The following is a 26031-nucleotide window of genomic DNA, read 5'->3' as shown; positions in this document are numbered from 1 at the left end:
GTGAGTAGGTTTGGCGCATCAATCTAACCTACCAAGCCAAAAGTATCCAACTCAATGAAGGGTTTAAGGCAGACCATGGGACAACGTTCAAAAAATGACTATGTATCATCAACTACCACTCCGAACACCCATTGAGGTAGATAGCATCCTCTACCTTCAAGGCGACAGCAATTATACCAGTGTTGTTTTTACCAACGGACAACGGTTATTACTGTCCAAAAACATTGCGTCTCTGCTTACGCTTTTGCCCGAAACTTTGTTTCTGCGGCTTAGTAAAACACACGCCGTGAATACAACTTATCTGGACAAAATGCATCTAAAAGGGTATTCACGTTACGCCCAATTGAACACTGGGCAGAAGTTTGAGATAAGTCGACGCCGAGCGTCTGAGATGCGTAAAGCCAAGAAAGCAGCGAGTTTTTTCGCGAAAACACTTCAATAAATCAATTATCATCAATTTACAACAGCAATAATTATTTTAAGCTACCTAAAATGAAAAGACGTATCATAACAATCTGTACAATACTGGTGGTGACCAATGGTTTTGCTCAAGTTTTAATTGAACCGGGCAATGGTCGTGTCAATGTTAAAGGCAGCGGTGGCGATGTGTGGGGAAACTATGGTACAACTACCAATACACGAACCGCAATGGTCTTCAGAACAGGGGTAAGCAGCGCGTCCAATTGGCAAAACACCGGTTCAATTTCAGGAGTATTGGGCAGTTATCCAGAAATAAATGCGGGTATGTATCTTGATAGCTATGCGGGCAATTTAAGTCTGTATGGTATCAATCAATTTAGGTTGGGAACCAATGCCAATAGAAATAGAATGGTGATGAACACTGACGGAGCGGTGGGTATCAATTATACAACAAAAGACAAATATAACTTTGACCCAATTGCCGATCCTACCATTACCAAGGCTCAGTTGTGGGTAACTGGCTCAGGACCTGCACAATATGTTTACGGAGATTACTACACTTTGTCAGAAAGAATGGGAATTAAAGCCGTAGCAGCTCCTACCAACGGAACCAATACCACGGCAGTGGTTGGTATTTCCGATTATCATACCAGTCTGTCATCTTCTGATGATGCAGGTCAAACTACTGGGGTTACGGGTTTTTCAGCCTCTAAGACCAATGCCTATGGTGTAAAGGGCATTGCCGATGGATACGGGAGCGGCTCAAACGCCTATGGTGTATATGGGTTTAGCTCATCAGTTAGCTCCAATACTAACACCTATGGCGGACTTTTCAGTTCCAGAAGAGAAGGAGGAACCAATTCATTGGGGTATGGTATTTACGCCACCACTTATCATAATACTTCGGGAGCTACTGGAGCATCGTACGGAGGGTATTTTGGTGCTTTAGGCTTGGGAATAGGTACAAAAACGGGAGTATTTTCGAAGGTAGAGCATCTTGGAGGTGTTCAGGCTACAGACGCCAAAGGGGTTCATACCGACATTGCAGGGGCTTATTCGTCGGGAATCATCGGGTTTCATGCCACTATTACTCCCGGAATCAGTGATGCAGGAAATACCACTGGTATTTACGGTGTAAAATTGGATATGGCGGGCACGGGTCGCGGTGACTGGTACGGGGTCAGAGCCAACGTAAAAGGGGGGACGGGTAATTCACCGATGTACCGTTATGGGCTTTATGCCGATGTGGAAGGTCCTACATGGAATTATTCGTATGGTGTATATGCCCGCGCTAAAAACGTGTCGGACAATCCAGCAGGAAGCGGGTTAAGAACCTATGGAGGCTATTTTGAGGCTACTGGAAGTTCACTTATTCAGTATGGTATTTATGCTACTTCAGATGCCAATTTAGGACCAAATATCCGTTATGCAGGTTATTTTGCTGGCAATGTATCGGTCACTGGAAACCTAACCAAAGGCAGCGGTACGTTCAAAATCGACCACCCGCAAGACCCCGAAAATAAATTCCTGTACCACAGTTTCGTCGAAAGCCCCGACATGAAAAATATCTACGATGGGGTCATTACGACCGATGCTAACGGCGAAGCCACTGTAGAAATGCCCGCCTATTTTGAAGCCCTTAATAAAGATTTTAGGTATCAACTCACAGGAATCGGCCAGTTTGCGCAGGCCATCGTTGCTGATGAAATCAATCATAATCGCTTCAAAATCAAAACCGATAAACCCAATGTAAAGGTGAGCTGGCAGGTAACGGGCATCCGCAAAGATGCCTATGCCGAAGCCAATCGGGTAGTGGTGGAGGTAGAAAAACAGGGAGAGGAAAAAGGAAAATACCTACATCCAGAAGTGTTTGGAAAGGATAAGATGCAGGGAATTGGCAGTTTGCACGAGGTGAAAGCAATGAATCGATAGTGTCTTTTGTTTAACTTAGGGGCATGAAATTTCATTTAACTATTTCGTTGCTGCTTGTATTGGTGTTGAATATCTCTTTGATAGGTTTTGCCCAATCTGATTCAGTTTCACAAACCCCCATCTTTCACAAAGGCCGCTTTGCGGCAGTGGTCGCTACCGAGGCTGCGCTGTATGCTGGCACGATGTCTTACCTGAATTTTATTTGGTATAAAGACGAAAAACGGGTACCATTTGAATTTTATAACGACGCCAAAGGCTACCTGCAAGTGGATAAATTCGGGCATGCTTACGGGGCGTATTTGGAAAGTTATGTGGGTTACAAAGCCCTACGGTGGTCGGGAGCTTCTAAGAAAAAAGCGTTGTTGTATGGTGGTACTTTGGGTTTTTTGTTACAGTCACCGATTGAGATCGTGGATGGTTTTTACGAAGGATGGGGTTTTTCGTGGAGCGATATGGCCGCCAACGCCGTGGGCAGCGGGATGGTCATTGGCCAAGAATTGCTGTTTGACGAACAAATCATGAAGTATAAATTCAGTTTTCGACGTTCGCCCTATTCAAAACTTGCCAACGGCTACTTGGGAACAACCTTTGCCGGGCAGATTCTACAGGATTACAACGCCCACACGTATTGGTTCAGCATTGGCCTCAATCGTATTATCCGTTCGGAGCATATTCCAGATTGGCTCAATATTGACGTGGGGTACGGTGCCAACGGTATGTTTGGTGAATTTGAAAATATAAAGAAATGGGGCAATGTGGTGATTCCGCCTACCCAACGCTACCGGCAATTTTTGTTTTCGTTGGACATTGATTGGACAAAAATCAAAACAAAGAACCGATTTCTAAATCAGGTCTTCCAAAGCATGTTTATGATAAAACTGCCCTTTCCCGCCATTGAAATCAACACCCGAAACGGATTTCAATTGTATGGAATTTACTATTGAGTCAGTTTATTCAACTTTCGACACCACTACATAATTATTATTTCTGGTAATACCATAAAAAATAACGGCATTTTTAGCACTATGGTCAAAAGCAAAAGCTTGTCCTTCGCTGATGGTCGGGATTGTCTTTAGATAGCGCAGGGTTGGTCCTCGCTTGGGCAGTTGAAGTACATACAATTCGGGCTTGTCGTGGCCTGTACAATACAACAGCCCGTCTTTTCCCCACGCGCCGCCCGACGTACTTTTGGGGGCAAATGATGTTAATACCTCTTGCGGAAAAGCCCACGACTCCACTTGCTGCCATTGAGCCGTGAATTTGACTAAAGTGGTCCACCGATTGTCGCGTCCGCCATCCATGTTTTTATCCGAATAGTTGGCAAAAGCCACCCACCAATATCCCTGATGAAAATCAATCCAAGTGGCTGAGCCGGGAAACAACCCAAAACTGTGGGTATCAATGTGCTGGAGCGTGGCCGCATCAAATATTTCAATGGAGCTGGCCATGGGTTTGTCGGGGTAATTGGAGTTGGCGCAGTAGAGTTTGTTACCGATGATGATACCGCTGTTGAGGTGCTTAAATATCCCCGTTGTATCTTTCCATGCTGCCACCTGCTTCGCGTCGGTTTTGGTATGTTTCGTAATGGAACTGTTGTTGATAACGTAAAAATGAACGGCATCCACAGCGACGCCCTGTTTTACTTCTTCCAGTTGAAAACGCCTGATTTCTTTGGCTTTTTGGGCTTGCAGAGTGGCCGAAAGGAGCATTCCAAAAACGATGAAACGAAAGATAGGTTTATTCATAAGGCAGTAGTTTACTGTAAAGGTAAAAGTAATTTTTAGCGTTGGCAGTCTTATAGAAACAATTTAACCACTAAAAGTCACATTACTTAAATGATCTCCTTGACACGCCTCCGTACCAAATCTTTCATTTTTATTTTGGTAACTCTTTTTCAATTTTCCAGCTATTCGCAATCCAATACGGCATCTTTGCAAGACGTGGCCTTTATGCAGGGGCATTGGCTAGGGAATTTCAATGGCGGGCCAATTGAAGCTTTTTGGGCGGCACCTGCGGGCGACAACCTGACGGGTTTTATGCGGATGATGAAAGACGATAAAGTTACGATGTACGAAATGTTGGTTTTTGAACAAACCGCCAATGGTCCCATTGTATTGGTTAAACACTTCAAACCGGGCCTCATTGCGCTGGAAGAAAAAGAGATTTCGGACCGTTATCGTTTTATTGAAGCCAAAAAGAACGAGGCACTGTTTGAAAAACAGGACGGCTCAGTGCGGATTATTTACGAAAAACTCAGCGAAAACCAACTCGTCATCCAACGAGGCAAACAGGAGGGCGGCAAATGGGTCTTTGTTGATTTGTTTGTTTTTAATCGAGTGAAATAATGTTTACACTCTAGCCACGTATTTAATTTAGCTTCAATACCAGCGCATTACTGACGGCTCGTTCGCCTTCGTGGTCAAATTTTTTGTTGTCGCTGGGATAGTTTACCACGCCTTTGCCCTCAATCCATAAAGTGGTGGAGCCACCGCCGTCGAGGTTGAGGGCATCGCGGCAGCCGAGTTGACGGGCCAAAAAAGTAAGTTCTGCCAAATTCATTCCGTAAGATTCTGCCGAACGGCCGTCTATTGTAATCAGCAACACCTTTTTTTTGTTGGTAATGCAGGCGCAACTTCGCGGATGGCGATTGTCATTAAAGGCATTCTTAGGGAGCACTTCATCGGTGCCGTTCAACCTCAATAAAGGCCCCGAAAGCATCACATTTTGATACGGAAGTGTAGATTCCCAGCCCACGGTAGATGCCCCTTTGATGATACGTAATCGATTGTGGTGGATGACAATGGCGGCTTGCCCATGAAAAGCGGCTTGGTGGCCAATGCCCAAACGGGTGGTATCCACTACCTGTCCGTTTACCTTAATAAAATCAACCGAGCCGCCGTTCTTTACGTCGAAAAAACCGCCGTTGATGGCAAGCAGGGCCTGATTTTCCTTGGCTAATGTACTCGTTGGACGTAATTGGCCTTGGGCTTTGTTCTTTTTGTCTAATGAATCGGCGGTGACGATGGCCCAACGATGCTTTCGACTTTTGACGGGTATTTCTATAATATTAATGCTTTGGTTGGCGTTGAAAAGCTGCTTTTGGTTGAAATGCGTTTTACGCCATTTTATCCCTCTACCAATTTCTTGAATATCCCATTTTGCATTATGAAGGGTAATTGAATCAGCGGCCGTTTGGGCATGAATTGTTGTGATGGTTGCAAACAATAAAAAGACAATGGGTTTCATTTTATTTTCTAATTTTGTGCGTTGATTCAAACAAAATCAATTTTGAAGGGTATCTATTTCAACGGAGTAAAGTTCGCAATAAAAGCAACAAATAACTGCCTTAAAGGCGAATACACGACCACAATTTAATAATCAGTTAACAAAAAAACATCGATGGCAAAAGTTCCGGTAAACAAACATCAGCCTGTCTATCAAATGCCTACTTCACCGTTGGCGGTGAAGACCAAAAAATTTGCGTTGGATAAAAAGAAGTACGTCAACATTGCAATGGGTCAATTGTGGGAGCAACAAAAAATGTGGACGCTTGTACCTTTAGGCTTACTTTTAGTGAATGCTATCTTGGGAATCACGGGCGTTTATCCAAACATTTGGGCTTACATTGTCATTATCTTAGGTGCATTGTTGTACGTAGGTTTTTGGTGGGTACAATTCACAGGCGTTACACAGTTAGAGCAATATAAACAGTTGTTTGATAAGTATTTGTATGAGATTGACAGCCGCCAAATTTTGGTAAAAACCAACCCGAAAGAAGGCGGAATTATGCAGTGGGAGCAAATTAAGAGCGCTTATAGAACCAAAGACGCGTATATTTTAATGATGGCACGCGGTCAGTTTTTGCATTTTCCACACTCCGTTTTTAACTCAGAACATGACCTTCGACTTTTTGAACGTATTCTCAAACAGAAAAATCTGCTTCCTGATGTGAAAGAGGTGACAAAATAACTTTTATTTCGTTTTACGATTCTGAAGTGGCGGTGGCATCACCGCCACTTTTTTATTTTAAAAGCAGAATTCTAAGATGTGTACTTTTCGGAGATAACCGTTAAACGGAATTCCATCAGTCTTCAAAATAACCTATGTTTCATTAAGTTAAGTTGATGAAAATATTTTTTGAGATTATGGAATCAAAAAAGTACAATTTTAGTATGTTTGCATACTGATATAATATTTGCATTAAAAGCTTTATACACAAATAGTTGTAAAATTTGACTTTCGTTTAGAAAGTGTGGTATTATTTCCTGTTTAACGAAAATATCATAAAAAGGTTGATTTTTAATTAACTATATTTGTGTGTACATCGTCGGGAAAACAATAGAAAACTTTAATTTCCCCTTTGATTTATCCCATATTTTTGAAACTTATTCCTTGATTATGAGCTACTTGATAAAAGAATCTAATGGCTATCGCTACATAGACGAAGGGCAGGGAGAGGTGCTGTTGCTGCTGCATGGTTTGTTTGGTGCATTAAGCAATTGGGACGGCGTTATTAATTATTTCAAAAAAGATTATCGCATCATCATTCCGATGCTGCCCATTTATGAAATGAGCCCTCGTGAAGCGGGTCTGGAGGCATTGGTGACTTTTACGGAAGGATTTGTGGCTTCGCAGGAATTGAAAGACATGACCCTCATCGGAAATTCGTTGGGAGGGCATATTGCCATTTTGTACACACTTACGCATCCAGAGCAGGTCAGACGATTGGTATTGACGGGTAGCTCAGGTCTGTTCGAAAATGGCATGGGTGGTTCGTATCCCAAGCGCGGCAGTTATGAGTACATTTCTGAACGCGTTGCGTATACTTTCTACGACCCAAAAGTGGCCACCAAAGAGCTGATTGACGAGGTATTTGAGACAACGTCCAGTATTCCGAAATGTATGAGCATTGTAGGAATTGCCAAGTCGGCACAGCGTAACAATGTCGCAAAAGAATTACACAAAATCGAAGCGCCGACCTTATTGGTTTGGGGACTGAATGATACCATTACGCCGCCTCACGTCGGTCATGAATTCAACCGCTTGATTTCCAATTCTGAATTATACTTCATCGATAAATGTTGCCACGCGCCCATGATGGAACATCCTGAGCGCTTTAACGAGTTGCTTGACCGTTTTTTGGTCAAACATGCTATTGCTGAATTGGCGTAGCAGTATTGCCGAAGGTTGATTTTCAGTTCTTTTTGAAAATTATTCTTCGGCAATCGATACTCAAAATGGGCTTTTACTTGCAAATTTACGGGGTTCTATTACTTTTACGTAGTTGATAGTATTCCAACCCCGCACTCTATGACCTCCAACCGACCCCTTACTCGGTTTAGTTATCTCCCTAAATGGCTCGCTTGGCTCGATTTCTTAGGCCTTCTGGAACGCGACCCCTTTGGTAATTCTCTGTTTATCAAACGAATAATGATTTCCGTTATCGGCTGGTTTACGTATTGGCGTTTTACGGTCGTGAATAAAACCAAAATAGAAGGGATTGAACACCTCGAAGACCTTCCTGAAAACGGGGTGCTTTTTTTGTCCAATCATCAAACTTATTTTGCGGATGTGATTTCGTTTTACCACATTTTTTCAAGCGTAAAATGGGGTTTTAAGAGTACCATTGTGCCTCCGTTGTATTTGTTGGCGCCCCGGGCGCGGAGCTATTACGTGGCGGCGAGCGAAACCATGAAAGCTGGAATTGTGCCTAAGCTGTTTGGCTTGGGAGGAGCGCTGACCGTTGAACGCTCGTGGCGGGCTGAAGGCCAAAACGTGAAGCGGGAGCGTGACACATCGGCCGCCAATAAGGTTTCACAGGCGCTGGACCACGGGTGGGTTGTGAGCTTCCCGCAGGGAACGACGAGCCCGTACGCGCCCATTCGTAAAGGAACGGGCCATTTGGTGTTGGAAAATCAACCGATTGTGGTACCAGTGGTTATCAATGGGTTTCGTCGCGCGTTTGATAAAAAAGGACTTCGTTTTAAAAAAAGAAATACGACGTTGAGCATACGTTTCAAAGCACCGATTAAGTTCGACGATTCGATGAGCGTGGAAGAAATTGTGGAATGGGTGCGTAAAGAAATCGAACAGGATATTCCCGAAAAAATGATTTGGATGAAGAAAGAAGAGTAGTCTCTAGGGACGAAATCATTTAGTTTATCGTCCCTTTTACCGAAAAAGTCTTTTTATCGGTGATGGTTAAATGCTGAAATCCGTTGATTTCGTAGGTTTTGATGAGCCAAACGCCTTCGGGCCTCATCGTACAGGTTAATTGCAGTTTCTTTTCTGAGTCGTACAATCTGTTTTCTTCCTGTAATAAAGCCTCAACTAGCTTAGGCTGTTTAGAGACTTCGTCCAACACAATTTTCAATGATTTTACGGGAAGTGTCTCGCCACTTTTTAAAGTGTAGAGGTAAGTTGACGGGCTTGGTTGGGAGATGGTATAAATAAGTTGGTACGCCTGTTTATTAAGGTCGGCTTGGATAAATAATTCCAATTCTTGCCGCCAATCAATTTCGTTGGTTTGCTTATGCTCCTGTTTATCATCCAAAGCCATTTCTTTGTTTACCAAAGGCTTACGTTTATTCAATTCGGCGATTTGGTTTTCAATAAATCCTTTGAGGTCAAAGTAATTTTGAACCACTGCAGTATCCGTGGGGTTGGTGCAGTTGGTAAATAATAGTAGGCTTAAAATAAATAAAAGTACGTGCTTCATACAAAAAAATGCTTCTTGGAATTAACCCAAGAAGCACGTAAAAAGTTCTTTCGAAAATACGGAGGGAATTACAACAAACTTACTCCCGTCATTTCGGCTGGTTGAGGAACTTCCATCAATGCCAAAATGGTCGGGGCAATATCGGCCAGTTTGCCATCTTTGGGTTGGCCTTTGTATTCATTCCCGACAAAAACGCAGGGAACCAAATTGGTACTGTGTGCGGTGTTGGGGGTTCCGTCGTCATTGCGCATATAATCTGAGTTACCGTGGTCAGCAATGATGATTGACGTGTATCCGTGGGCCATTCCAGCCGTCGCAACGGCCTCAGTGCATTGATCAACGGTTTCGCAAGCTTTGACCACCGCTTCAAAAACGCCCGTATGACCCACCATGTCGGGGTTGGCAAAGTTGAGGCAAATAAAATCGGCAGTTTCGGCTTCAATTTCGGGAATAATGGCGTCACGGATGTCAAAAGCTGCCATTTCTGGCTTTAAATCGTAGGTTTTTACATCTTTCGGCGACGGGCATAAAAGCCGTTTTTCGCCATCAAAAGGCAATTCTCGGCCTCCTGAAAAGAAAAACGTAACGTGTGGGTATTTTTCAGTTTCGGCAATGCGAATCTGCGTTTTTCCTGCTTTTGCAACGACTTCTCCGAGGGTATTCTCCAAGTTGTCTTTATCATAGATGACCTTTACCCCCACAAATGCGTCGTCGTAGTTGGTTAATGTCAGGTAATATAGATTCAGCTTTTGGGTGCCCTGCTCTGGAAAATCTTGTTGGGTCAACATTTCCGTAATTTCACGTCCACGGTCGGTACGGAAATTAAAACATAGCACAACATCGCCTTCGTCAATGGTCGCCACGGGAGAGCCGTCTTCTTTTACGACTACGATGGGCTCGATAAATTCGTCGGTCACACCTGCATCGTAGGCTTCGTGTACGGATGTCAAAACATGGTCAGCGGTACATTGTGCACTGCCGACTCCTTTTACCATTGCATTATAGGCTTTTGCGACACGTTCCCAGCGTTTATCCCGATCCATGGCGTAAAAACGACCCGTAACGCTGGCGATTTTTCCCGTTGTTTTAGCCAAATGTTGTTCTAAATCAGTCAAAAATCCAAGACCGCTTTTGGGGTCGCAATCACGTCCATCGGTAAACGCGTGAACGTAGACATCGCTCAGCCCGAAATTTTGTGCGGTAGTACACAGCCCTTTCAGGTGGTTGATGTGCGAGTGAACGCCACCATCAGACACCAGACCGATAAAATGCACTTTTTTGCCGCTATTTTTGGCATACGTAAACGCTTCAACCAACGTGGGCTCTTGGGCCAAGGTGCCCGTTTCTACGGCCAAATTGATTTTGACCAGATCTTGGTATACCACGCGCCCCGCGCCAAGGTTGGTGTGGCCTACTTCCGAGTTGCCCATTTGCCCATCGGGTAAGCCTACTGCTAATCCGCTGGCTTCCAGTTTGCTATGAGGATATTGCTCCAAAATGCGGTCATAAAAAGGCGTATTTGCCGCGATGACGGCGGAGCGGTTTTCTTCACCGTTTTTAGCGATGCCCCAACCGTCCATGATGATTAAAATGACTTTTTGACTCATTGTCGTGGGTTATAATTTTAGGCTAATTTATGTTCTTTGATCAAGTACTCCAAAAATTGCTCTCCGCAGCGGGTTACGATTTGATAGACATTTTCAAACGCGGCAATGTCTTCGTAATAAGGGTCAGGCACGCCACTTTCATCGGCCTGCTGGTCAAAATTGCGGTAAGTAAAAATGCGGCCTTCTTCGGGATAGAAACCCGTTGAACGATAGCTTTGGGTTTGGATATGTTCGAGGTTGGATTCGTCCATGGCCACGATGTAGTCAAAATTGGCAAAATCATCGCTGGACAACTTACGGGCAGCATGAGTGAGCTGAATTCCATAGTCGGCCGCTACACGTCGGGCGCGGCGGTCGGGGAGGGCGCCGATGTGGTAGCCGTGGGTACCTGCCGAATCGCAGTTGATTTTGTCGGTAAGGCCCTGTTGAGCTACTAATGCTCTGAATACACCTTCGGCAAGCGGAGAACGGCAAATGTTGCCGAGGCAAACGAATAAAACATTAATCATAAGAGGTAGGAGTCAGTACAGAGTAGTGAGTATAGAGTAGTGAAAAATGTAAATGCTACTTGCTGTTTCCTACGGTTTTCTCACTCCTTATTTGTTACTTCTCAAAAGGTTCCCCTTTTTCATCCACAAGCACAAACACATCTTCGCTGTCTTTTTTCATGAAGTACTTTTCACGGGCATATTTTTCCATGAGTTTATCATTGCCCAGCGTGGTGGCCTGTTCTTTTTTCAATAATTCAATCTGCTCCACATAATACTCTTTTTGGTCTTCCAACTTATGTAATTTCCACCAATTTTTGATTTGTTCGGGAATGCTGTTCATTTCAAAAAAAAGTAGCCAAATGAACAAACCTACGGCACCGCCGAGGTAAAAATTTTTGAGAAAGCGGAAGCGTGACAAAAAATTCATGTTTGGCAAAGGGGAAATAAAGAAAGGGTGAATTCTTGCGGAATTCACCCTTTCCGATGTTGAAAATTAAAATTTCAATCCCGGGAAATAAGCCGTTTCTCCCAATTCTTCTTCGATACGAAGCAACTGGTTGTATTTGGCCATCCGGTCAGAACGTGACGCAGAACCCGTTTTGATTTGTCCCGTGTTGAGCGCAACGGCCAAGTCAGCAATGGTGCTGTCTTCGGTTTCGCCCGAACGGTGCGACATGATATTTTTGTAGCTATTGCGTTTGGCAAGGTTGACGGTGTCGATGGTTTCGGTCAAAGAACCTATTTGGTTTACTTTTACCAATACCGCATTGGCTACACCTTGTTCAATACCCATTTGCAAACGTTTTACGTTGGTTACAAACAAGTCATCACCTACGAGTTGGCATCTTTTACCAATGGCGTCGGTGTGTAACTTCCAACCTGCCCAATCGTCTTCGGCCATACCGTCTTCGATTGAAATGATGGGGTATTTGTTGACCCAATCTGTCCAGAAATCAGCCATTTGTGCAGAAGTCAATTCTTCTTTGCTTGATTTTTTGAACACGTAGCGTCCTTTTTCTTCGTTCCAAAGTTCAGAAACGGCGGCATCCATGGCGATAAACATATCCTCGCCAGGCTTGTAACCCGCTTTTTCGATAGCAATCAAAATAGTTTCGAGGGCCTCTACGTTGGATTGGATATTGGGGGCAAAACCACCTTCATCTCCCACGTTGGTTGAATATCCTTTTGATTTCAATACGCCTTTGAGTGCGTGGAATACCTCGGTTCCCATACGCAACGCCTGCGAAAAGCTTTCAGCTTTGGCTGGCATAACCATAAACTCCTGAAAATCAATGGCATTGTCGGCGTGAGCACCACCGTTCATGATGTTCATCATCGGTACAGGAAGCGTATTTGCATTTACACCGCCAATGTAACGGAAAAGCGACATGCCCGCTTCTTGGGCCGCTGCTTTGGCCACTGCCAAAGAAACCCCCAAAATGGCATTTGCACCTAATTTGCCTTTGTTGGTCGTGCCGTCAAGCTCAATCATGATTTTGTCAATCAGATTTTGCTCATAAATGGAAAGACCCAAAAGTTCGGGGTAGATGAGTTCATTGACGTTTTGAACCGCTTTCAAAACTCCTTTTCCCAAGTATACACTTTTATCATCGTCACGGAGTTCGACAGCCTCGTGTACGCCTGTAGAAGCACCTGAAGGAACCGCCGCGCGGCCTAAGAAACCATTTTCGGTGCGAACATCCACTTCAACAGTGGGATTACCGCGAGAATCAAGGATTTGCCGAGCATGTACCGATTGAATTGTACTCATTTGCAGGTAGGTTTTGTTAAAAAATTATTGGTTTGAAAAATTAAACACAAAGTAAATAAAAAATAAAAGGCATTGAAAGAAATTAGTTGTTTGACGGGCCCTTTTTGAACGATTGATTTTGACGCAAAGACTTGAAATATACGCATAAAGTTGAGTCCAAAATTCAAAAAGTAGATAATTGACTTTACTGATAAGTCAAAGTGGGTGTCCGTTTCGACAGCCATTGTACAAATTAAATCAATAATTATGGCAGAGAGAAGGAATAAACATTATTTATCGACAACAATTTTTGGAAAGAATGCGTATTTAAAAAATACAATTGTATTATTTGGTGAATGTGTTATTTAAAACAAATAATATATTGAAAATTGATTATATACCTATTGTTTGTGTTGATTATGTTTATATATTTGGTATAAAGTATGGCTGTTTTTGATTTCAGTAAAGGCTAAACAATAGCTATTCTTGAAATAGTATTATTTTATACACCACATTATTATTAGTAACATGAAAAAATTTCTACTAAGCTTGGGCTTGGGGTGGATGGTATTGTCTACACACGCCCAATTGAAAGAACCTTGGTACAAAGGACAGGTCGTATTGGCCAGCGGAGAGTACTTGGAAGGAGAGATAATATTTGCGGCCGATGTCGAGGTGGTCTCTTTAAAAATGACCAACGGTACCCTAAAGGCGTTTAACGTTTCACAAGTTGAATCATTTATTTTTTGGGATAATCGTCAGAATTTTAACCGCCGCTTCAAAACGAGTGTATTGCCTGATAGTAAACGGGTGGAGATTGTAGAGGTGGTTTTTGATGGACCGCTCGAAGTGCTGAGGTGCATTAAGTACAGCAAAAGCAATCGCGGTCGACAATTTTATAACTATTTTCCTCAAGAAAGAATGGATCACAACGTCTATCGTTACTACGTCCACAACGGACTCTATCAGTCTACGATGGAGGAGTTTCTCAGGAAATCATTTCATCAAAAAACGGTCCGTTGGCGCAATCAACTTGATTTATTTAGAACCCGCAACGGATTAGACAACAGCACCGAAAGCTGGCTACGCCTATTCGAGTTCTTCAACGCGCTGGAAGAAGAACGAATATTACGGCAATTCCCGTTTGAAAAAGGGGAACAAACCGAGGTGGTTATGCTTTAAGGCGCTGAACTGCCTGCCAAATCCGTTCGGCCGACATGCATAACGATAGGCGTATGTAGCGTTGACCTTTTGGACCGAAAATAAAGCCTGGTGCAATAAAAATGTATTTTTGGTATAACAATTCATCCACTAATTGTTCGGCCGAAGCGATAGTTTCGGGTAATTTTGCCCACAAAAACATCCCTTCTTGGCTTTCGTCATAGGTACAATGCAGCGTTTCCAAAAAGGCTTTTGCGGCATCCAGACGGCTACGGTAGATTTCGTTTTGGGCCTGATGCCATTGGTCGGTATTTTGGAGGGCAGCGGCAGCGGCTTGTTGAATTCCCAAAAACATACCAGAATCCACGTTGCTTTTGATGGTTAATATCGCATCAATGTAGGCTTTAGCGCCCGATAACCAACCCACGCGCCAGCCCGCCATGTTGTGCGATTTCGACATAGAATTGAGCTCAATGGCCACTTCTTTAGCTCCTTCTGTGGAAAGAAGGCTAATGGGAGGTTTCTGGTTGAGAATCAGACTGTACGGATTGTCGTGGCAGAGTAAAATTTTGTGTTGGTGCGCAAACCTAACGGCATTTTCAAACAATTCACGGGTGGCTGGGGCCCCCGTTGGCATGTGCGGATAATTAAGCCAAAGTAGTTTGGTCTGTGGGCCTACCAGCGAATGCATGATTTCCCAATCGGGCTGCCAGCCTTGGTCTTCGAGCAAAGGGTATTCGATGACATTTGCGCCCACCATTTGACTCACGGCGCGGTAGGCAGGATAGCCAAGTTCGGGCACCAAGACCTCATCGCCCGCGTCTAAAAACGTCATGCTGATGTGGGTGATGCCTTCTTTGGAGCCAATCAAAGGCAAAATCTCGGTTTCGGGGTCTAAGGTAACGTCATAGATTCTTTGGTACCATTGCGCAATGCCCTGACGTAGCGCTGGAATCCCTTTGTAGGATTGATACCCGTGACTGCCTGCCTCTAAAGCAGAACGGTGAAGGGCTTCGATGGTGGCTTCGGAAGGCGATTGATCGGGGTTGCCGATACCCATATTAATAACATCATGCCCCGCCGAAATGAGCTTACGGACTTCGGCGAGTTTGACTGAAAAATAATATTCTTGCGCTTGGGTAGCGCGTTGGGCGAGCGAAATAATCATTGATGTGACGTTGGACGGTAGACCTAAATTATTGGATACGCCCCAATTTACATAATAACAAACGGCTTTGGACTAAAACAAAGCACAAAGATAAGTAAAGTCAGCCAACCTAAAATTTGACGCGTACGATTTAACGGTAGATTATCTTCGGTGGGAGGGTGATGAACGCCTAAAATACGCCCTAATAAAAACCCGAAAACCAAAAATCCTGAGTAGCCCTCCCAAGTGGGAAAGAGCATAGATGTACCAAACTGAATGGCGACCGACAATAATGCCAGCATCCAGCTGGTGAGTGGGTTATCGTCGGTAATGCGACTGAAACAGATTTGTAAAAAGAGAATATATAGGCCCAATGAACCAATTTTTTGCCAAAAAGCGCCGTCATCGGCAATGGCAAATTCGCCGGGTCGGTACGAACCAAGACCCGCATACGTGATAAAAACAAAGAAAAGGATTGGAGCAACAATTTTGAAATTCTTGCCACCGATGAGTCCGTACAACACGTGCCCGCCGTCTAATTGACCAATTGGGATGAGGTTGAGCGAAGTGAAAAACAACGCCAAATATCCCGCCAGAATCAGAGGATAGTGCATGATTTCTTGCGGTGGAGGCAAACGAGTAGGGTCAGCTACGTAGTTTTTAAAGAAAGAGAACAGTAGGTTGTCACCCAATAAGATATTGCCCGTCATGTTTTGATTGGCATACACCACGCGGGCAAAACCCATTCCAAATTTTTGGTATTCGGGGTGGATTTTGAAAATATAATCCAGCGTTGGGAGGGTGGCAAAGCCATACCATAAAACCCCCACCGCAACCACGAAACCTGCCAACGGGCCCGCAATGCCGATGTCAAAGTATTTTACCCGGGAGCGAATAAACTCTTTGATGCGAATAAATGCGCCCAAGGTTCCGATGGTTTGCCCAAAACCAAGCCAGAGCGGGATATAATAAGGGAGGGTGACGCGCACATGGTGGCGTTTTGCCGCAAAATAATGCCCAAATTCGTGCACGGTCAAAATACCTAGAAATGGAATAGAGAATCGAAACCCTTGCCAAAATTCAGACCATCCCAGGGGATTTTCAATTTTGAAAAAAGGCAAATCAAACGGCCGCCCAAACATCCACTCTGCACCCGACAACGAGGTCGTTGCCAGTGTAACAATGAAAAGGGAAATTTGCAGGAATAGAGTGCGTTGATTTTTCATAATGCTTATTAAAAAAAGGAAAGGGGCAACGCATTAATAATCACGCAGATATTCCACGATGGAGGTGGGTTTTTGAACGTGGATGGTTTGAATGCCGCATTCTGCCGCGGCGCGAATGTTATCGAGGTTGTCGTCCAGAAAAAGGGTTTCGTTTGCTTCGATACCCGCGTCGCTTAAAACCTGCCGGTAGATGTCATGATGAGGTTTCATGATACCCATTTCGTAAGACAGAAACAGTTTTTCGAACAAATGACTCAAATGTTCTATTTCGGCCGTACGATGCAAAATAGCGTTTACTTCGTCAATATGAATCGCACTTGTGTTGCTCAACAGGAATAATCGGTAGCCCTTCTGCGCAAGTTCCTGAATCTTATGAATACGTTCAATGGGTATATCAAGCAACAGTGAGTTCCAAGCTGTATCAATGTCGGCGTCGGTCCATTCGGGGTTTTGAAACAAATCCCTCACGAAACTACGAAAGGCGAGAGGCGTTAAATTGCCCGTTTCGAATTTCTTAAAAACGTCGTTTTGTTGGATAAGGGAGTGGACGTTATCCAAGGATTGATTGCTTAACTCCGCAAATGAACTTGCAGCCCTTGGCACATCAATGTTGATGATAACGTCCCCTAAATCGAAAATGATATTTTTGATCATAAAGCGTACATCCTTCTTGCTTACTCGCTGAAAACGCCCATGGCGCAAAACTTGTCAATGCGTTGGTTAATGCGTTCTTCGGGCGTTAATTGCTGGAGCTCTTTGATATGCCCTAAAATGGTTTTTTTGAGCGTTTCGGCCATCGTTTTATGGTCCAAATGGGCACCTCCAAGGGGCTCTTCTACAATGCCGTCGACCAAACGGGCCATTTGCATGTCCTTGGCCGTTATTTTCATGGCTTCGGCGGCTTGTTCTTTAAAATTCCAACTACGCCAAAGAATGGTTGAGCAGTTTTCGGGAGAAATGACCGAGTACCACGTGTTTTCGAGCATCAATACTCGGTCACCGATGGCAATGCCCAGCGCTCCACCCGATGCCCCTTCGCCAATGACGACGCAGACCACAGGCACTTTGAGCATAAACATTTCTTTCAGGTTACGCGCAATGGCTTCTCCCTGTCCACGCTCCTCTGCTTCAAGTCCTGGAAAAGCACCTGGGGTATCAATCAACGTTACGATAGGCTTGTTAAATTTTTGGGCCAAAAGCATGAGTCTCAAGGCCTTGCGGTATCCTTCTGGATTCGCCATCCCAAAGTTGCGTTGCTGTCGTTGCTTGGTATTGCGTCCTTTTTGTTGACCAATCACCATCACCGTTTGACCATCCATGTTACAGAATCCGCCCACCATCGCAGGGTCATCGCGGACGGTACGGTCGCCGTGGAGTTCAATAAATTCCTCACACATCAGCTCAATATAATCGAGCGTATACGGTCGGTCGGGGTGGCGCGAAAGCTGAACCCGTTGCCACCGAGTAAGGTTTTGGGCGGTATCTTGCCGCAGTTGTATAATGCTGTCTTCGAGTCGGGCTACCGCTTCCGAGACATCTACTTGTGTCGTTTCGGCCAATTTTTTGAGCTCTATAAGCTTTGATTCAAGGTCAGCCACCGGTTTTTCAAAATCTAAATAAGTTGTTGGCATAGAGTTGCTTACAATTCAAATGTTTGTCCCTTTTGGGGAATCTCAATGTTTTTGTAACCGACTGATTCTAGGGTTTCCTTAAACGCCTCCATACTTGGCGTTTCTCCGTGAACAAGGAATACCCTTTTCAAGTGGTCGGGCGATTGCTTTTGGACAAATTCGACCAAGTCGTCGCGGTCTCCGTGACCGCTAAATACGTCAATTTTTTCGATATTGGCCAATACTTGTTCGTCTTTGTCGCGGATTCGCAGCGTGGTCTGCCCGTTCATCAAGCGCCAACCCAGCGTTCCTTCGGCGCAATATCCAATCAGCAAAATAGTGCAGTAAGGATTGCTAATGTTCTGAGCCACATGGTATTCCACCCGTCCGCCCTGTATCATTCCCGAAGATGAAATGATAATACAAGGCTCGGCATGATTGGAAATGCTACGGCTTACCTCCGTTTTTTCGACGTAAATTAAATTTTCAAAATCAAACAGCGATTCGTTCTCTTCCTGAAACTCACGGGCCTCCCGATTGAGCATCCGGATGTTTCGTTGATATACCCTCGAACTCTCAAAAGCTAGGGGGCTATCGGCAAAAACTTTGATGGGAGGGAGGTTATGTTCGTTGTACAATTTATTGAGCGTGTAGAGCAAAGCCTGTGTTCTACCAACGCTGAAAGAAGGGATAATAAGCCGCCCAGGAATATCGACACACGTACGCTTTATCACATCGGCCAATGCGGCTTCGGGACTGAGATTGTTTTCATGGATGCGATTGCCGTAAGTAGACTCGCATACGAGGTAGTCTACGGGTGGTAGAACGCCAGGGTCAATCAACAAAGGATAGCCTTTTCGGCCAATATCTCCCGAGAAACCGATGGTTTTCTTTTGGCCTTTTTCCCATACTTCAATTAAAATATGAGCCGCACCCAATAAATGCCCCGCAGGAACAAAGGTAACAAAACACTGGTCGGCTACTTTGAACCGGCGATTGAAAGCCAATGGTACGAAGTTTTCGAGGGCGTCCTTTACTTGTTTTTCCAAGTATAAATCTTTGGGCAATTCTTTTTTCTTGCGTCCTTTTCGGTATTTTTTTTGATTGTCAGCGCTGTTGATGGCGTTTAGCCGCTTTTGATTTAGCATGGCGGCATCTTTCAGCAGAATGGCCGTTAAACCATAGGTAGGATCGGTACAAAGCACTTGGCCCTCGTAACCGTCGCGGTACAAGTTTGGGATATTTCCCGAATGGTCAATGTGGGCGTGGGTGAGCAATACAAGATTGATGACAGAAGCATCAAACGGGAATAAGGCATTGGGAAATGGGCTGGCTTCTTTGGTGTTACGCTTACGATCACCGCTCTCAAAATCGGAACCACAATCAATCAAAATCCGATAATCATCATCTAATTCGAGGAGGTACATGCTGCCCGTTACTTGTTGGGCAGCCCCCCAAAACGTTAATTTCATATATGTCAGATGCCCCGATCCCAAGGGGAGTTTTGTTTCATTCTTCAACATAATGGGACAGGCCTATTGCATGAGGCATTGAAGAATGGATTACGCAAATGTATCAAAAACTACGTAATTTTGGTATTTTGCCAATAGAACAGCCCCGAATTTTTTGCCGAACTAACATATAACTATCTGCGACGGATAAGTGTTCTGAGGACTGACGATTTGGGATATTTGATTTTAGACATCCAACGGAATGGAGCGCGCAATGCGCTCTTCAAGGGAGATAAATGTTTCGGTGCGTTGGATACCGCTGACTTTTTGAATCTTATCGTGTAATACCTGCCGAAGGTGCTGGGTATCGCGACAAACAATCTTGGCAAAGATACTGTAAATGCCTGTTGTATAGTGAATATTGACGACTTCGGGGATTTTTTCGAGCTGCACGGCTACGTCTTCGTACATCGAGCTTTTATCAAGGTAAATTCCTAAAAATGCGCTGATGTCCCAGCCTAACTTGGTTTGGTCTACCAAAAGTTGTGCTCCTTTGACAATGCCTAGTTGCTCCAATTTTTTCATGCGCACGTGTACGGTGCCTCCAGAAACGTGTACGCGCTTGCCTATTTCTGTGTAAGGAAGGTGCGCGTCGTCGAGTAAAATAGCGAGAATTTTTAGGTCTGTTCCGTCAATTTTATCAATTTCTAAATTTTTGTCCATGATGAAGTGATAAATTTTGATTTCTTTCAACAAAAATGCCGTTTTGTTGAAAGAAATCAAAATATTTAAAAATATTTATGTAAAATTTGCAATAAATAAGAAACTCTATTAATTTTGCATTGTCAATTTACTGAAAAGCACCGCTTGGCAAGTAAATTAAAAAAGTAAAGTTCTTTTATACTGTAGGATGATGAAACTTGGCAGCCATGCCCTCCTGTCTCGGGGGTGGTGACAACAGGACAAACACGATATAATGCCGGCACTCTAGTCGACTGGGGTAGACCACCAAACTTTGTATCGCGGCTAACTGCACCGTGGGCGGTTCGAATCCCCCTCCTACAGCAAGCAAACTCAGGAAGTGCCAACTGACTGAATCGTATTGAAGGATAGCTTGTTGGATTATATTAATTTCCACTTGTTATCCTTTTAAAATATTAAGTGACGTGTCGTTTTGACACAATCTCTAAAAATAAAACTATTTGGTTTTTAGTTTGTTGATGAAGTGTAATTGCGACACGCAGGCTCAACTTTGAGGCCTGTGTGTTTTTTTTGTGCCCAACTAATACCGCGAGATTGGGACGACTGCAAAAGTTTCCTTTGATTTGCATTTAATTCTATCCTAATCTTCTATTCTCATGATTCATTCCGACGCGGCAGTGCTGGGTCTTCTTTTTGTTGTTTTGGCACTTATTTTTCAAACCGCTTCGCTCAAACACCCCTATTGGCAAAAATTTTACGGCATTGTACCGCCTTTGTTGCTCTGTTATTTTGTGCCGGGGCTCTTGAATACGTTTGGAGTAATATCGGGCGAAGAATCAAAACTTTATCCCGTGGTTTCTCAGTATTTGTTGCCCGCCTGTTTGGTTTATTTTACCCTCGGAATGGATTTTAAGGCCGTAATGAAACTTGGCCCGAAGGCATTGATGGTGTTTCTGGCCGGAACTTTGGGAGTTATGGTGGGTGGACCTGTGGCGGTTGGACTCGTGAAAATGATAAACCCAGAGATAGTGGGAGGAGAAGGTGCCAATGCGGTTTGGCGTGGACTGGCCACCATTGCTGGAAGTTGGATTGGGGGCGGGGCAAATCAAACGGCGTTGAAAGAGGTTTTTCAACCCAGCGACCGTTTGTTCTCACAGGTAATCGCGGTAGATGTCATTACAGCTGAAATCTGGATGGCAATATTAATTTACGGAGCAGGTTTTTCTGCGCGTATTGACCGAGCCTTTAAGGCAGATGTTGCGGCCCTTGATGAATTGAAAAACCGCCTTGATAGTGAACAAAAAGCCTCGCAGCGAATTTTTAGCCTGCGCGATATCGTCTTGATTGCGGCGGTCGGGTTTGGTGCAACCGGTTTGTCGCATCTTTTGGCCGATTTTATTGCTCCTCTGATTAAAGCAAACTATCCTTCTCTTGAAAAATTGAGCTTGACTTCTACGTTTTTTTGGATTGTCTCAATCGTAACGTTAATTGGTATTCTTTTGTCATTCACGCCGCTCCGTAAACTTGAATTTGCAGGGGCTTCCAAAATAGGCTCGCTGTTTTTGTATCTTTTGGTTGCAACGATTGGAATGAAAATGGATTTGTTTGCGGTAGCCGAAAATCCAGGGCTTTTTTTGGTGGGTATTATTTGGATGTTGGTCCACGTCATTATCACTCTTGGCGTAGCAAAACTGGTGAAAGCGCCTTTTTTCTTCACGGCCGTGGGCTCACAGGCTAATATTGGCGGTGCGGCTTCAGCGCCTGTTGTGGCGGCGGCTTTTCATGCTTCATTGGCTCCCGTTGGGGTATTGCTCTCAATTTTGGGCTATGCCTTAGGGACTTATTGCGGATATTTAACGGGTCTTATGATGCAATGGGTTGCGTCATAAGACCCGTGAGGAAAGTACTTATGGGCTAGGGGCGTGTGCTGTAAATCAATTAAAAAGATAGAAACGCCGCTGGCAACTATCACATCGGTAGTATTTTAGGGGTAAAAAGAATAAAACGCTGCGTACAAAAAGAGGCCGTCTTCGTCGGTCAATGGCAATAGATTTACAGTAAGGGCATTTCTGCTCCTTAGTAGGGGTTAAAATGGGTGATTCCATAATGTTGAGTTAGGTTATTGGTACTTTTATTTAAGGAACGTGATACAGTTATAACGATTCTTACAATTCTTCGTACTACTCTAGGCTAATCTTTTAGTTGAAAGATGCTTTGTGATAGTAATAAAGTACAATGTTTTTAATTTCGAGATTGGGTGAAATAGACATTTCTAAAATACTTACAAAGATATTTTACGGGTCTTATGAAATGTTTTTGGGATATACATTACAAACTTACAGTTTAATATGACATTTTGCAAGCAGATTCTTTATAAAAAAATATCCTTTTTAGTAAGATATTGTTCTGGCAAAGTTTAGCTAAGAAATCCTCTTATTTTATTATTTAGAGGTTTTTAGGCTATAGAAAAGCGAAACAAATGTACCTATTTGCTTTAATATTATTATTTTTATATTTAATTGTCTCAATTCAAGTGAGTATATAAAATATGCTCTTTAGTGAAGCGTTTCTTTATTGCTTTTGATGGAATGTGCCTGTTAAAATTTGATCGTTTTTTGCCGTTGATATTTTTCAATAAAAAATATCAACGGCAACATCTAAAATTTGGAATGCTTCGTATATACATTATATTTCATAACGTTGAGTAATACTTCCAAACCTGCATGACCATGTCGTGCAGGTTTTTTATTGAAATGAAAACGCCCACTTACGATGAAGTTTTACTTCCTACTAATCTCATCAAAAAAGCATATCCGCAAACGAATCTTATTGGTAGATTTATCGAATTTATATACTAATAAGTCGGTTGGTGAATGCTTATAAGTTTTGAAAATGAATAAGGGAGTTAATTCTGGGAAAAAGTCATAAAATTCTGATTATCAAAGGAATAAAAAACTTTTTTGTCCCTTTGATAAGGAATTTTCTTCAACCCTGATTTTTATCAGTAATGGTGACATATCTGTTTCGGATATTTATTGTAATTCGGTATATAAATAAAGTTTCCTTAGGGGCTTGGTTTGGTGTACGGAAATGTGACACAATCCATGATTAACTTACCATAATGACAACTATTCTCCTAATTGAAGACAATCCAGGAATTCGTGAAAATACAGCTGAGATTTTGGAAATGGTCGGGTATAACGTTCAAACTGCCGAAAATGGGAAAATTGGGGTAGAAAAGTCGCTAATAAATAAACCCGATTTGGTCATTTGCGATGTTATGATGCCCATCTTGGATGGTTACGGAGTACTCCAAATTTTTAATACCAATCCTAAACTTTCCAGTGTGCCATTTATATTTCTAACCGCCAAAACCGACCGTAATGATTTTCGAAAAGGAATGGATTTGGGGGCGGATGACTACATAACAAAGCCCTTTGAAGAACGAGAATTGCTCAGTGCCATAGATAGTCGGCTAAAACGAGTTGGTCATTTAAAAGCCGGCCATGGGGACTCAGAGCCAGCAAATTTGCATTATATCTCAGAAAAGTCTTCCCAAAAAGGCAACCTACAACGTATTTTATCCGAACGAAAAATTCATACTGTCCAAAAAAAGCAATATATTTATTTAGAGGGTGATGACCCGACGCGGTTGTTTTATATTAAGTCAGGCCAAGTTAAAACGGTTCGGGCTAACGCTGATGGCAAAGAGTTCATTACAGGGATATACAATACCAGTGCCTTTTTTGGATATACTGCTCTGTTCGACAACACCGACTACATGGACTCGGCCGTGGCGTTGGTCAATTCCGAATTAATTTATATCCCTAAACCCGAATTTCAACAATTGCTTCTGGAAGATCAGGAGGTGAGTGAAATATTTGTCAAACTATTGGCCTATCAGGTAGAAGAGCGAGAGCAGCAGCTCTTGGTGATGGCGTATAACTCTCTGCGTCGGCGGGTGGCCGATACGCTATTGCGTCTTCAAAACCATGATTCTGCCAAATCAATTCAACTCTCGCGTGATGACTTGGCGGCAATGGTGGGGACGGCAACGGAGTCGCTGATTCGGACTTTAAGTGAGTTTAAGCTGGGGGGGCTTATTGAGATGTCAACCTCTGGTGGTATCCAAATTTTACATCCAGACAAACTGCGCCGCGCCCATTGGTAGGTTTTATTTATTTTAACGAAATGGGCTGTTTATGCCTTATTCGTAACCAACCTTGAAACTATCATGTCTTCAGCTCCATCCGTTGTTGATCTTATCACGTTTTTGTCAGACAAAACTTCTTACGACCCTCCCACGGATAAAGTCTCAATCCTTCAAACCCACATTTCGGTTGTATCCCTGATGAGTCAGTTTGTGTATAAGCTTAAAAAAAGCGTTCTGTTTGACTTCCTTGATTTTTCCACCCTCGAAAAACGCCTATTTTATTGTCAAGAAGAGGTTCGACTGAACCAACGGCTCAGTCCTGATTTATATCTAGGGATTTTACCCATTTATTGGGATGGGAAAAAACTGAGTTTTCAAGCTGAGGGTGAAGTGGTTGAGTATGTAATTAAAATGCGACGGCTTTCCGACGAACATTTATTGATAAACCGTCTGAAATTACCTGATTTTCCCATGTCCCAAATGGATTTATTGGCTAATCGACTGCTTACATTCTATCAAAATACGCCCACCTCACCCGAAATTTCGGCCTATGCAAGCATTGAATCCATTAAAACAACAATGCTGGAGATTACGTCTGATTTTCCTGATTCCACTGGACAAACCCTGAGTCCGTTGGCGGCTCGATGGATTAAAACAGCTTTGTTTCAATTCATTGAAAGCAATAAAAGCCTTCTAGAAGCGCGAATACAACTGGGTAAAATCATCGAAGGCCACGGAGATTTACGCTCAGAACATGTTCATATTGAGCACAATATGGTTACTGTTTATGATTGTATTGAATTTAGTCAACGGTTGCGGTGCCTAGACTGGCTCAATGATTTGGCCTTTCTTTTGATGGATTTGGAATATCGTCACTGCTATCCGCAGGCGGTTTATCTACAACATAAACTGCTTGCGGTATTGGAAAAAGACGATGTGAGTTGGCTGTTGAATTTTTACAAAATTTATCGAGCTTGTGTTCGGGGCAAGGTCGATACCATTAAGTTCAGAGAGCCAGAAGTATCGCCAGAGGTACGGTTGGAAAGCCAACAAAAAGCGGCTCGTTATTTTCAACTGGCTTTTCGGTACGCTGTTTTGGGTTCGGTGCCGACGATGATTGTGTGTATGGGAGGGGGAGCTACGGGAAAATCAACTTTGGCCACAGCGCTCGCCAACGAGTTTGGTCTTTCGGTTTTGAGTTCGGATGTTTTACGAAAACAACGCGCAGGCATCGACCTTTACAAACGTTTGCCAGATGCTGAACGTGTACACTTATACGAACCGCAAGTGACCGATGGCGTTTATCAAGAACTGGCAGATAAAGGCCTAGCCGAAATCGACAAATTTGGAGCTGTAATTTTGGATGCAACCTATCGTAACAAAGAATACTTGAAGCAGTTGCAGGAAATTTGTCAGCAAAAAGGTGTTCGTTTGGTGGTGATTCAAACCATGGCTACGGAGAAAACAATCAGAGAACGACTGAAAAAACGGGAGGCCGAACCCACCATTTCTGATTTAAGAAACAGTGATTACGTCTCCACTCGTTTTGTAATTGAGTATTCAATAGAAGACTACGTTGAGTTTTTCATCAAAGTAGATACCGATCGTGCCATCGACACGCTAATCAATGATGCTGTTATTTCTCGCCTTATGGGTTGATTTT

General features: G+C 43.4%; 25 protein-coding genes. 12 read left to right on the top strand and 13 right to left on the bottom strand.

Annotated features, from left to right (window positions below; translation table 11 throughout):
- Window positions 1-17: 17 nt before the first annotated feature.
- The 4 genes from DR864_RS30520 to DR864_RS03825 are packed head-to-tail and all read left to right on the top strand — an operon-like array spanning window position 18 to window position 3296.
- Window positions 18-98: a 3-coathanger stack domain-containing protein gene (locus DR864_RS30520; RefSeq protein WP_374755792.1), complete on the top strand. Its 81-nt coding sequence runs from the start codon at window positions 18-20 to the stop codon at window positions 96-98.
- Window positions 99-100: 2 nt separating this feature from the next.
- Entirely contained in the window at window positions 101-442 is a 342-nt protein-coding gene (locus tag DR864_RS03835; RefSeq protein ID WP_162793540.1) for a LytR/AlgR family response regulator transcription factor, read from the top strand.
- Between the two features lie 50 nt (window positions 443-492).
- Entirely contained in the window at window positions 493-2352 is a 1860-nt protein-coding gene (locus DR864_RS03830) for an autotransporter outer membrane beta-barrel domain-containing protein (protein WP_114065708.1), read from the top strand.
- 23 nt (window positions 2353-2375) lie between these two features.
- Complete coding sequence (locus DR864_RS03825; RefSeq protein WP_114065707.1) at window positions 2376-3296, top strand: DUF2279 domain-containing protein; 921 nt, start codon at window positions 2376-2378, stop codon at window positions 3294-3296.
- 6 nt (window positions 3297-3302) lie between these two features.
- Here DR864_RS03825 and DR864_RS03820 read toward each other — a convergent pair whose 3' ends face one another.
- On the bottom strand, window positions 3303-4097 hold the full coding sequence (locus DR864_RS03820) for a hypothetical protein (RefSeq protein ID WP_114065706.1): 795 nt from the start codon (window positions 4095-4097) through the stop codon (window positions 3303-3305).
- A gap of 90 nt (window positions 4098-4187) precedes the next feature.
- Between DR864_RS03820 and DR864_RS03815 the strand changes: the two genes are divergently transcribed.
- Window positions 4188-4697 carry a DUF6265 family protein gene (locus tag DR864_RS03815; RefSeq protein ID WP_114065705.1) on the top strand — a complete coding sequence of 170 codons (510 nt, stop codon included), beginning with the start codon at window positions 4188-4190 and terminating at the stop codon, window positions 4695-4697.
- Window positions 4698-4719: 22 nt separating this feature from the next.
- Here the strand turns inward: DR864_RS03815 and DR864_RS03810 are convergent, their stop codons facing one another.
- Window positions 4720-5598, bottom strand: coding sequence for a phosphodiester glycosidase family protein (locus tag DR864_RS03810; protein WP_114065704.1), 879 nt, complete (start codon window positions 5596-5598; stop codon window positions 4720-4722).
- 153 nt (window positions 5599-5751) lie between these two features.
- On the opposite strand from DR864_RS03810, the gene DR864_RS03805 reads away from it, so the two are divergent.
- From DR864_RS03805 to DR864_RS03795, 3 genes are all read left to right on the top strand, one after another.
- Window positions 5752-6321: a YcxB family protein gene (locus tag DR864_RS03805; protein ID WP_205319200.1), complete on the top strand. Its 570-nt coding sequence runs from the start codon at window positions 5752-5754 to the stop codon at window positions 6319-6321.
- 429 nt (window positions 6322-6750) lie between these two features.
- A complete protein-coding gene (locus DR864_RS03800) occupies window positions 6751-7524 on the top strand; it encodes an alpha/beta fold hydrolase (protein WP_114065703.1) in 774 nt (257 codons plus the stop codon).
- A 138-nt stretch (window positions 7525-7662) separates the two neighbouring features.
- Window positions 7663-8487, top strand: coding sequence for a lysophospholipid acyltransferase family protein (locus DR864_RS03795; RefSeq protein WP_114065702.1), 825 nt, complete (start codon window positions 7663-7665; stop codon window positions 8485-8487).
- A 19-nt stretch (window positions 8488-8506) separates the two neighbouring features.
- Here DR864_RS03795 and DR864_RS03790 read toward each other — a convergent pair whose 3' ends face one another.
- From DR864_RS03790 to eno, 5 genes are all read right to left on the bottom strand, one after another.
- Window positions 8507-9070, bottom strand: a complete 564-nt coding sequence (locus DR864_RS03790) for a hypothetical protein (protein WP_114065701.1) — start codon at window positions 9068-9070, stop codon at window positions 8507-8509.
- 68 nt (window positions 9071-9138) lie between these two features.
- Window positions 9139-10677: a 2,3-bisphosphoglycerate-independent phosphoglycerate mutase gene (gene gpmI / locus DR864_RS03785; protein WP_114065700.1), complete on the bottom strand. Its 1539-nt coding sequence runs from the start codon at window positions 10675-10677 to the stop codon at window positions 9139-9141.
- 17 nt (window positions 10678-10694) lie between these two features.
- Window positions 10695-11186, bottom strand: coding sequence for a low molecular weight protein-tyrosine-phosphatase (locus DR864_RS03780; RefSeq protein ID WP_114065699.1), 492 nt, complete (start codon window positions 11184-11186; stop codon window positions 10695-10697).
- A gap of 94 nt (window positions 11187-11280) precedes the next feature.
- Complete coding sequence (locus DR864_RS03775; protein ID WP_114065698.1) at window positions 11281-11595, bottom strand: FtsB family cell division protein; 315 nt, start codon at window positions 11593-11595, stop codon at window positions 11281-11283.
- Between the two features lie 66 nt (window positions 11596-11661).
- A complete protein-coding gene (gene eno / locus DR864_RS03770) occupies window positions 11662-12939 on the bottom strand; it encodes a phosphopyruvate hydratase (RefSeq protein WP_114065697.1) in 1278 nt (425 codons plus the stop codon).
- Window positions 12940-13446: 507 nt separating this feature from the next.
- Between eno and DR864_RS03760 the strand changes: the two genes are divergently transcribed.
- On the top strand, window positions 13447-14100 hold the full coding sequence (locus DR864_RS03760; RefSeq protein WP_114065695.1) for a hypothetical protein: 654 nt from the start codon (window positions 13447-13449) through the stop codon (window positions 14098-14100).
- On the opposite strand, the gene DR864_RS03755 is transcribed toward DR864_RS03760, so the two are convergent.
- From DR864_RS03755 to DR864_RS03730, 6 genes are all read right to left on the bottom strand, one after another.
- Window positions 14090-15247: a pyridoxal phosphate-dependent aminotransferase gene (locus DR864_RS03755; RefSeq protein ID WP_114065694.1), complete on the bottom strand. Its 1158-nt coding sequence runs from the start codon at window positions 15245-15247 to the stop codon at window positions 14090-14092. The genes DR864_RS03760 and DR864_RS03755 overlap by 11 nt on opposite strands.
- A 47-nt stretch (window positions 15248-15294) precedes the next feature.
- Window positions 15295-16452 (bottom strand): site-2 protease family protein, encoded by a 1158-nt coding sequence (locus DR864_RS03750; protein WP_114065693.1) that lies wholly within the window; start codon window positions 16450-16452, stop codon window positions 15295-15297.
- A 33-nt stretch (window positions 16453-16485) separates the two neighbouring features.
- Window positions 16486-17106 (bottom strand): HAD family hydrolase, encoded by a 621-nt coding sequence (locus DR864_RS03745; protein ID WP_114065692.1) that lies wholly within the window; start codon window positions 17104-17106, stop codon window positions 16486-16488.
- Between the two features lie 20 nt (window positions 17107-17126).
- Window positions 17127-18083: an acetyl-CoA carboxylase carboxyltransferase subunit alpha gene (locus DR864_RS03740; protein ID WP_114065691.1), complete on the bottom strand. Its 957-nt coding sequence runs from the start codon at window positions 18081-18083 to the stop codon at window positions 17127-17129.
- 8 nt (window positions 18084-18091) lie between these two features.
- Window positions 18092-19534: an MBL fold metallo-hydrolase RNA specificity domain-containing protein gene (locus DR864_RS03735; protein ID WP_114070138.1), complete on the bottom strand. Its 1443-nt coding sequence runs from the start codon at window positions 19532-19534 to the stop codon at window positions 18092-18094.
- Window positions 19535-19759: 225 nt separating this feature from the next.
- Window positions 19760-20236, bottom strand: coding sequence for an Lrp/AsnC ligand binding domain-containing protein (locus tag DR864_RS03730; protein ID WP_114070137.1), 477 nt, complete (start codon window positions 20234-20236; stop codon window positions 19760-19762).
- Between the two features lie 635 nt (window positions 20237-20871).
- On the opposite strand from DR864_RS03730, the gene DR864_RS03725 reads away from it, so the two are divergent.
- The 3 genes from DR864_RS03725 to DR864_RS03715 all read left to right on the top strand — a co-directional run bounded on the left by DR864_RS03725 (window position 20872) and on the right by DR864_RS03715 (window position 26027).
- A complete protein-coding gene (locus tag DR864_RS03725; RefSeq protein ID WP_114065690.1) occupies window positions 20872-22104 on the top strand; it encodes a DUF819 family protein in 1233 nt (410 codons plus the stop codon).
- A gap of 1232 nt (window positions 22105-23336) precedes the next feature.
- A complete protein-coding gene (locus tag DR864_RS03720; RefSeq protein ID WP_114065689.1) occupies window positions 23337-24386 on the top strand; it encodes a response regulator in 1050 nt (349 codons plus the stop codon).
- Between the two features lie 63 nt (window positions 24387-24449).
- Window positions 24450-26027 carry a bifunctional aminoglycoside phosphotransferase/ATP-binding protein gene (locus DR864_RS03715; RefSeq protein ID WP_114065688.1) on the top strand — a complete coding sequence of 526 codons (1578 nt, stop codon included), beginning with the start codon at window positions 24450-24452 and terminating at the stop codon, window positions 26025-26027.
- Window positions 26028-26031: the final 4 nt, after the last annotated feature.

It is taken from the genome of Runella rosea, from assembly GCF_003325355.1.
In the GTDB taxonomy this organism is placed as follows: domain Bacteria; phylum Bacteroidota; class Bacteroidia; order Cytophagales; family Spirosomataceae; genus Runella; species Runella rosea.
Note: the sequence above shows the minus strand (reverse complement) of the source record. Positions and strands in the feature narration are given on the sequence as shown.

What these genes read in the sequence shown, in the direction of transcription:
- DR864_RS03795 (WP_114065702.1), top strand. Translation starts at nt 7,663, where the DNA reads ATGACCTCCAACCGACCCCTTACTCGGTTTAGTTATCTCCCTAAATGG.
- gpmI (WP_114065700.1), bottom strand. Translation starts at nt 10,677, where the DNA reads ATGAGTCAAAAAGTCATTTTAATCATCATGGACGGTTGGGGCATCGCT.
- DR864_RS03735 (WP_114070138.1), bottom strand. Translation starts at nt 19,534, where the DNA reads ATGAAATTAACGTTTTGGGGGGCTGCCCAACAAGTAACGGGCAGCATG.
- DR864_RS03740 (WP_114065691.1), bottom strand. Translation starts at nt 18,083, where the DNA reads ATGCCAACAACTTATTTAGATTTTGAAAAACCGGTGGCTGACCTTGAA.
- DR864_RS03790 (WP_114065701.1), bottom strand. Translation starts at nt 9,070, where the DNA reads ATGAAGCACGTACTTTTATTTATTTTAAGCCTACTATTATTTACCAAC.
- DR864_RS03775 (WP_114065698.1), bottom strand. Translation starts at nt 11,595, where the DNA reads ATGAATTTTTTGTCACGCTTCCGCTTTCTCAAAAATTTTTACCTCGGC.
- DR864_RS03720 (WP_114065689.1), top strand. Translation starts at nt 23,337, where the DNA reads ATGACAACTATTCTCCTAATTGAAGACAATCCAGGAATTCGTGAAAAT.
- DR864_RS03830 (WP_114065708.1), top strand. Translation starts at nt 493, where the DNA reads ATGAAAAGACGTATCATAACAATCTGTACAATACTGGTGGTGACCAAT.
- DR864_RS03800 (WP_114065703.1), top strand. Translation starts at nt 6,751, where the DNA reads ATGAGCTACTTGATAAAAGAATCTAATGGCTATCGCTACATAGACGAA.
- DR864_RS03725 (WP_114065690.1), top strand. Translation starts at nt 20,872, where the DNA reads ATGATTCATTCCGACGCGGCAGTGCTGGGTCTTCTTTTTGTTGTTTTG.
- DR864_RS03760 (WP_114065695.1), top strand. Translation starts at nt 13,447, where the DNA reads ATGAAAAAATTTCTACTAAGCTTGGGCTTGGGGTGGATGGTATTGTCT.
- DR864_RS03750 (WP_114065693.1), bottom strand. Translation starts at nt 16,452, where the DNA reads ATGAAAAATCAACGCACTCTATTCCTGCAAATTTCCCTTTTCATTGTT.
- DR864_RS03825 (WP_114065707.1), top strand. Translation starts at nt 2,376, where the DNA reads ATGAAATTTCATTTAACTATTTCGTTGCTGCTTGTATTGGTGTTGAAT.
- DR864_RS03730 (WP_114070137.1), bottom strand. Translation starts at nt 20,236, where the DNA reads ATGGACAAAAATTTAGAAATTGATAAAATTGACGGAACAGACCTAAAA.
- DR864_RS03755 (WP_114065694.1), bottom strand. Translation starts at nt 15,247, where the DNA reads ATGATTATTTCGCTCGCCCAACGCGCTACCCAAGCGCAAGAATATTAT.
- eno (WP_114065697.1), bottom strand. Translation starts at nt 12,939, where the DNA reads ATGAGTACAATTCAATCGGTACATGCTCGGCAAATCCTTGATTCTCGC.
- DR864_RS03780 (WP_114065699.1), bottom strand. Translation starts at nt 11,186, where the DNA reads ATGATTAATGTTTTATTCGTTTGCCTCGGCAACATTTGCCGTTCTCCG.
- DR864_RS03805 (WP_205319200.1), top strand. Translation starts at nt 5,752, where the DNA reads ATGGCAAAAGTTCCGGTAAACAAACATCAGCCTGTCTATCAAATGCCT.
- DR864_RS03715 (WP_114065688.1), top strand. Translation starts at nt 24,450, where the DNA reads ATGTCTTCAGCTCCATCCGTTGTTGATCTTATCACGTTTTTGTCAGAC.
- DR864_RS03815 (WP_114065705.1), top strand. Translation starts at nt 4,188, where the DNA reads ATGATCTCCTTGACACGCCTCCGTACCAAATCTTTCATTTTTATTTTG.
- DR864_RS03745 (WP_114065692.1), bottom strand. Translation starts at nt 17,106, where the DNA reads ATGATCAAAAATATCATTTTCGATTTAGGGGACGTTATCATCAACATT.
- DR864_RS03810 (WP_114065704.1), bottom strand. Translation starts at nt 5,598, where the DNA reads ATGAAACCCATTGTCTTTTTATTGTTTGCAACCATCACAACAATTCAT.
- DR864_RS03835 (WP_162793540.1), top strand. Translation starts at nt 101, where the DNA reads ATGTATCATCAACTACCACTCCGAACACCCATTGAGGTAGATAGCATC.
- DR864_RS03820 (WP_114065706.1), bottom strand. Translation starts at nt 4,097, where the DNA reads ATGAATAAACCTATCTTTCGTTTCATCGTTTTTGGAATGCTCCTTTCG.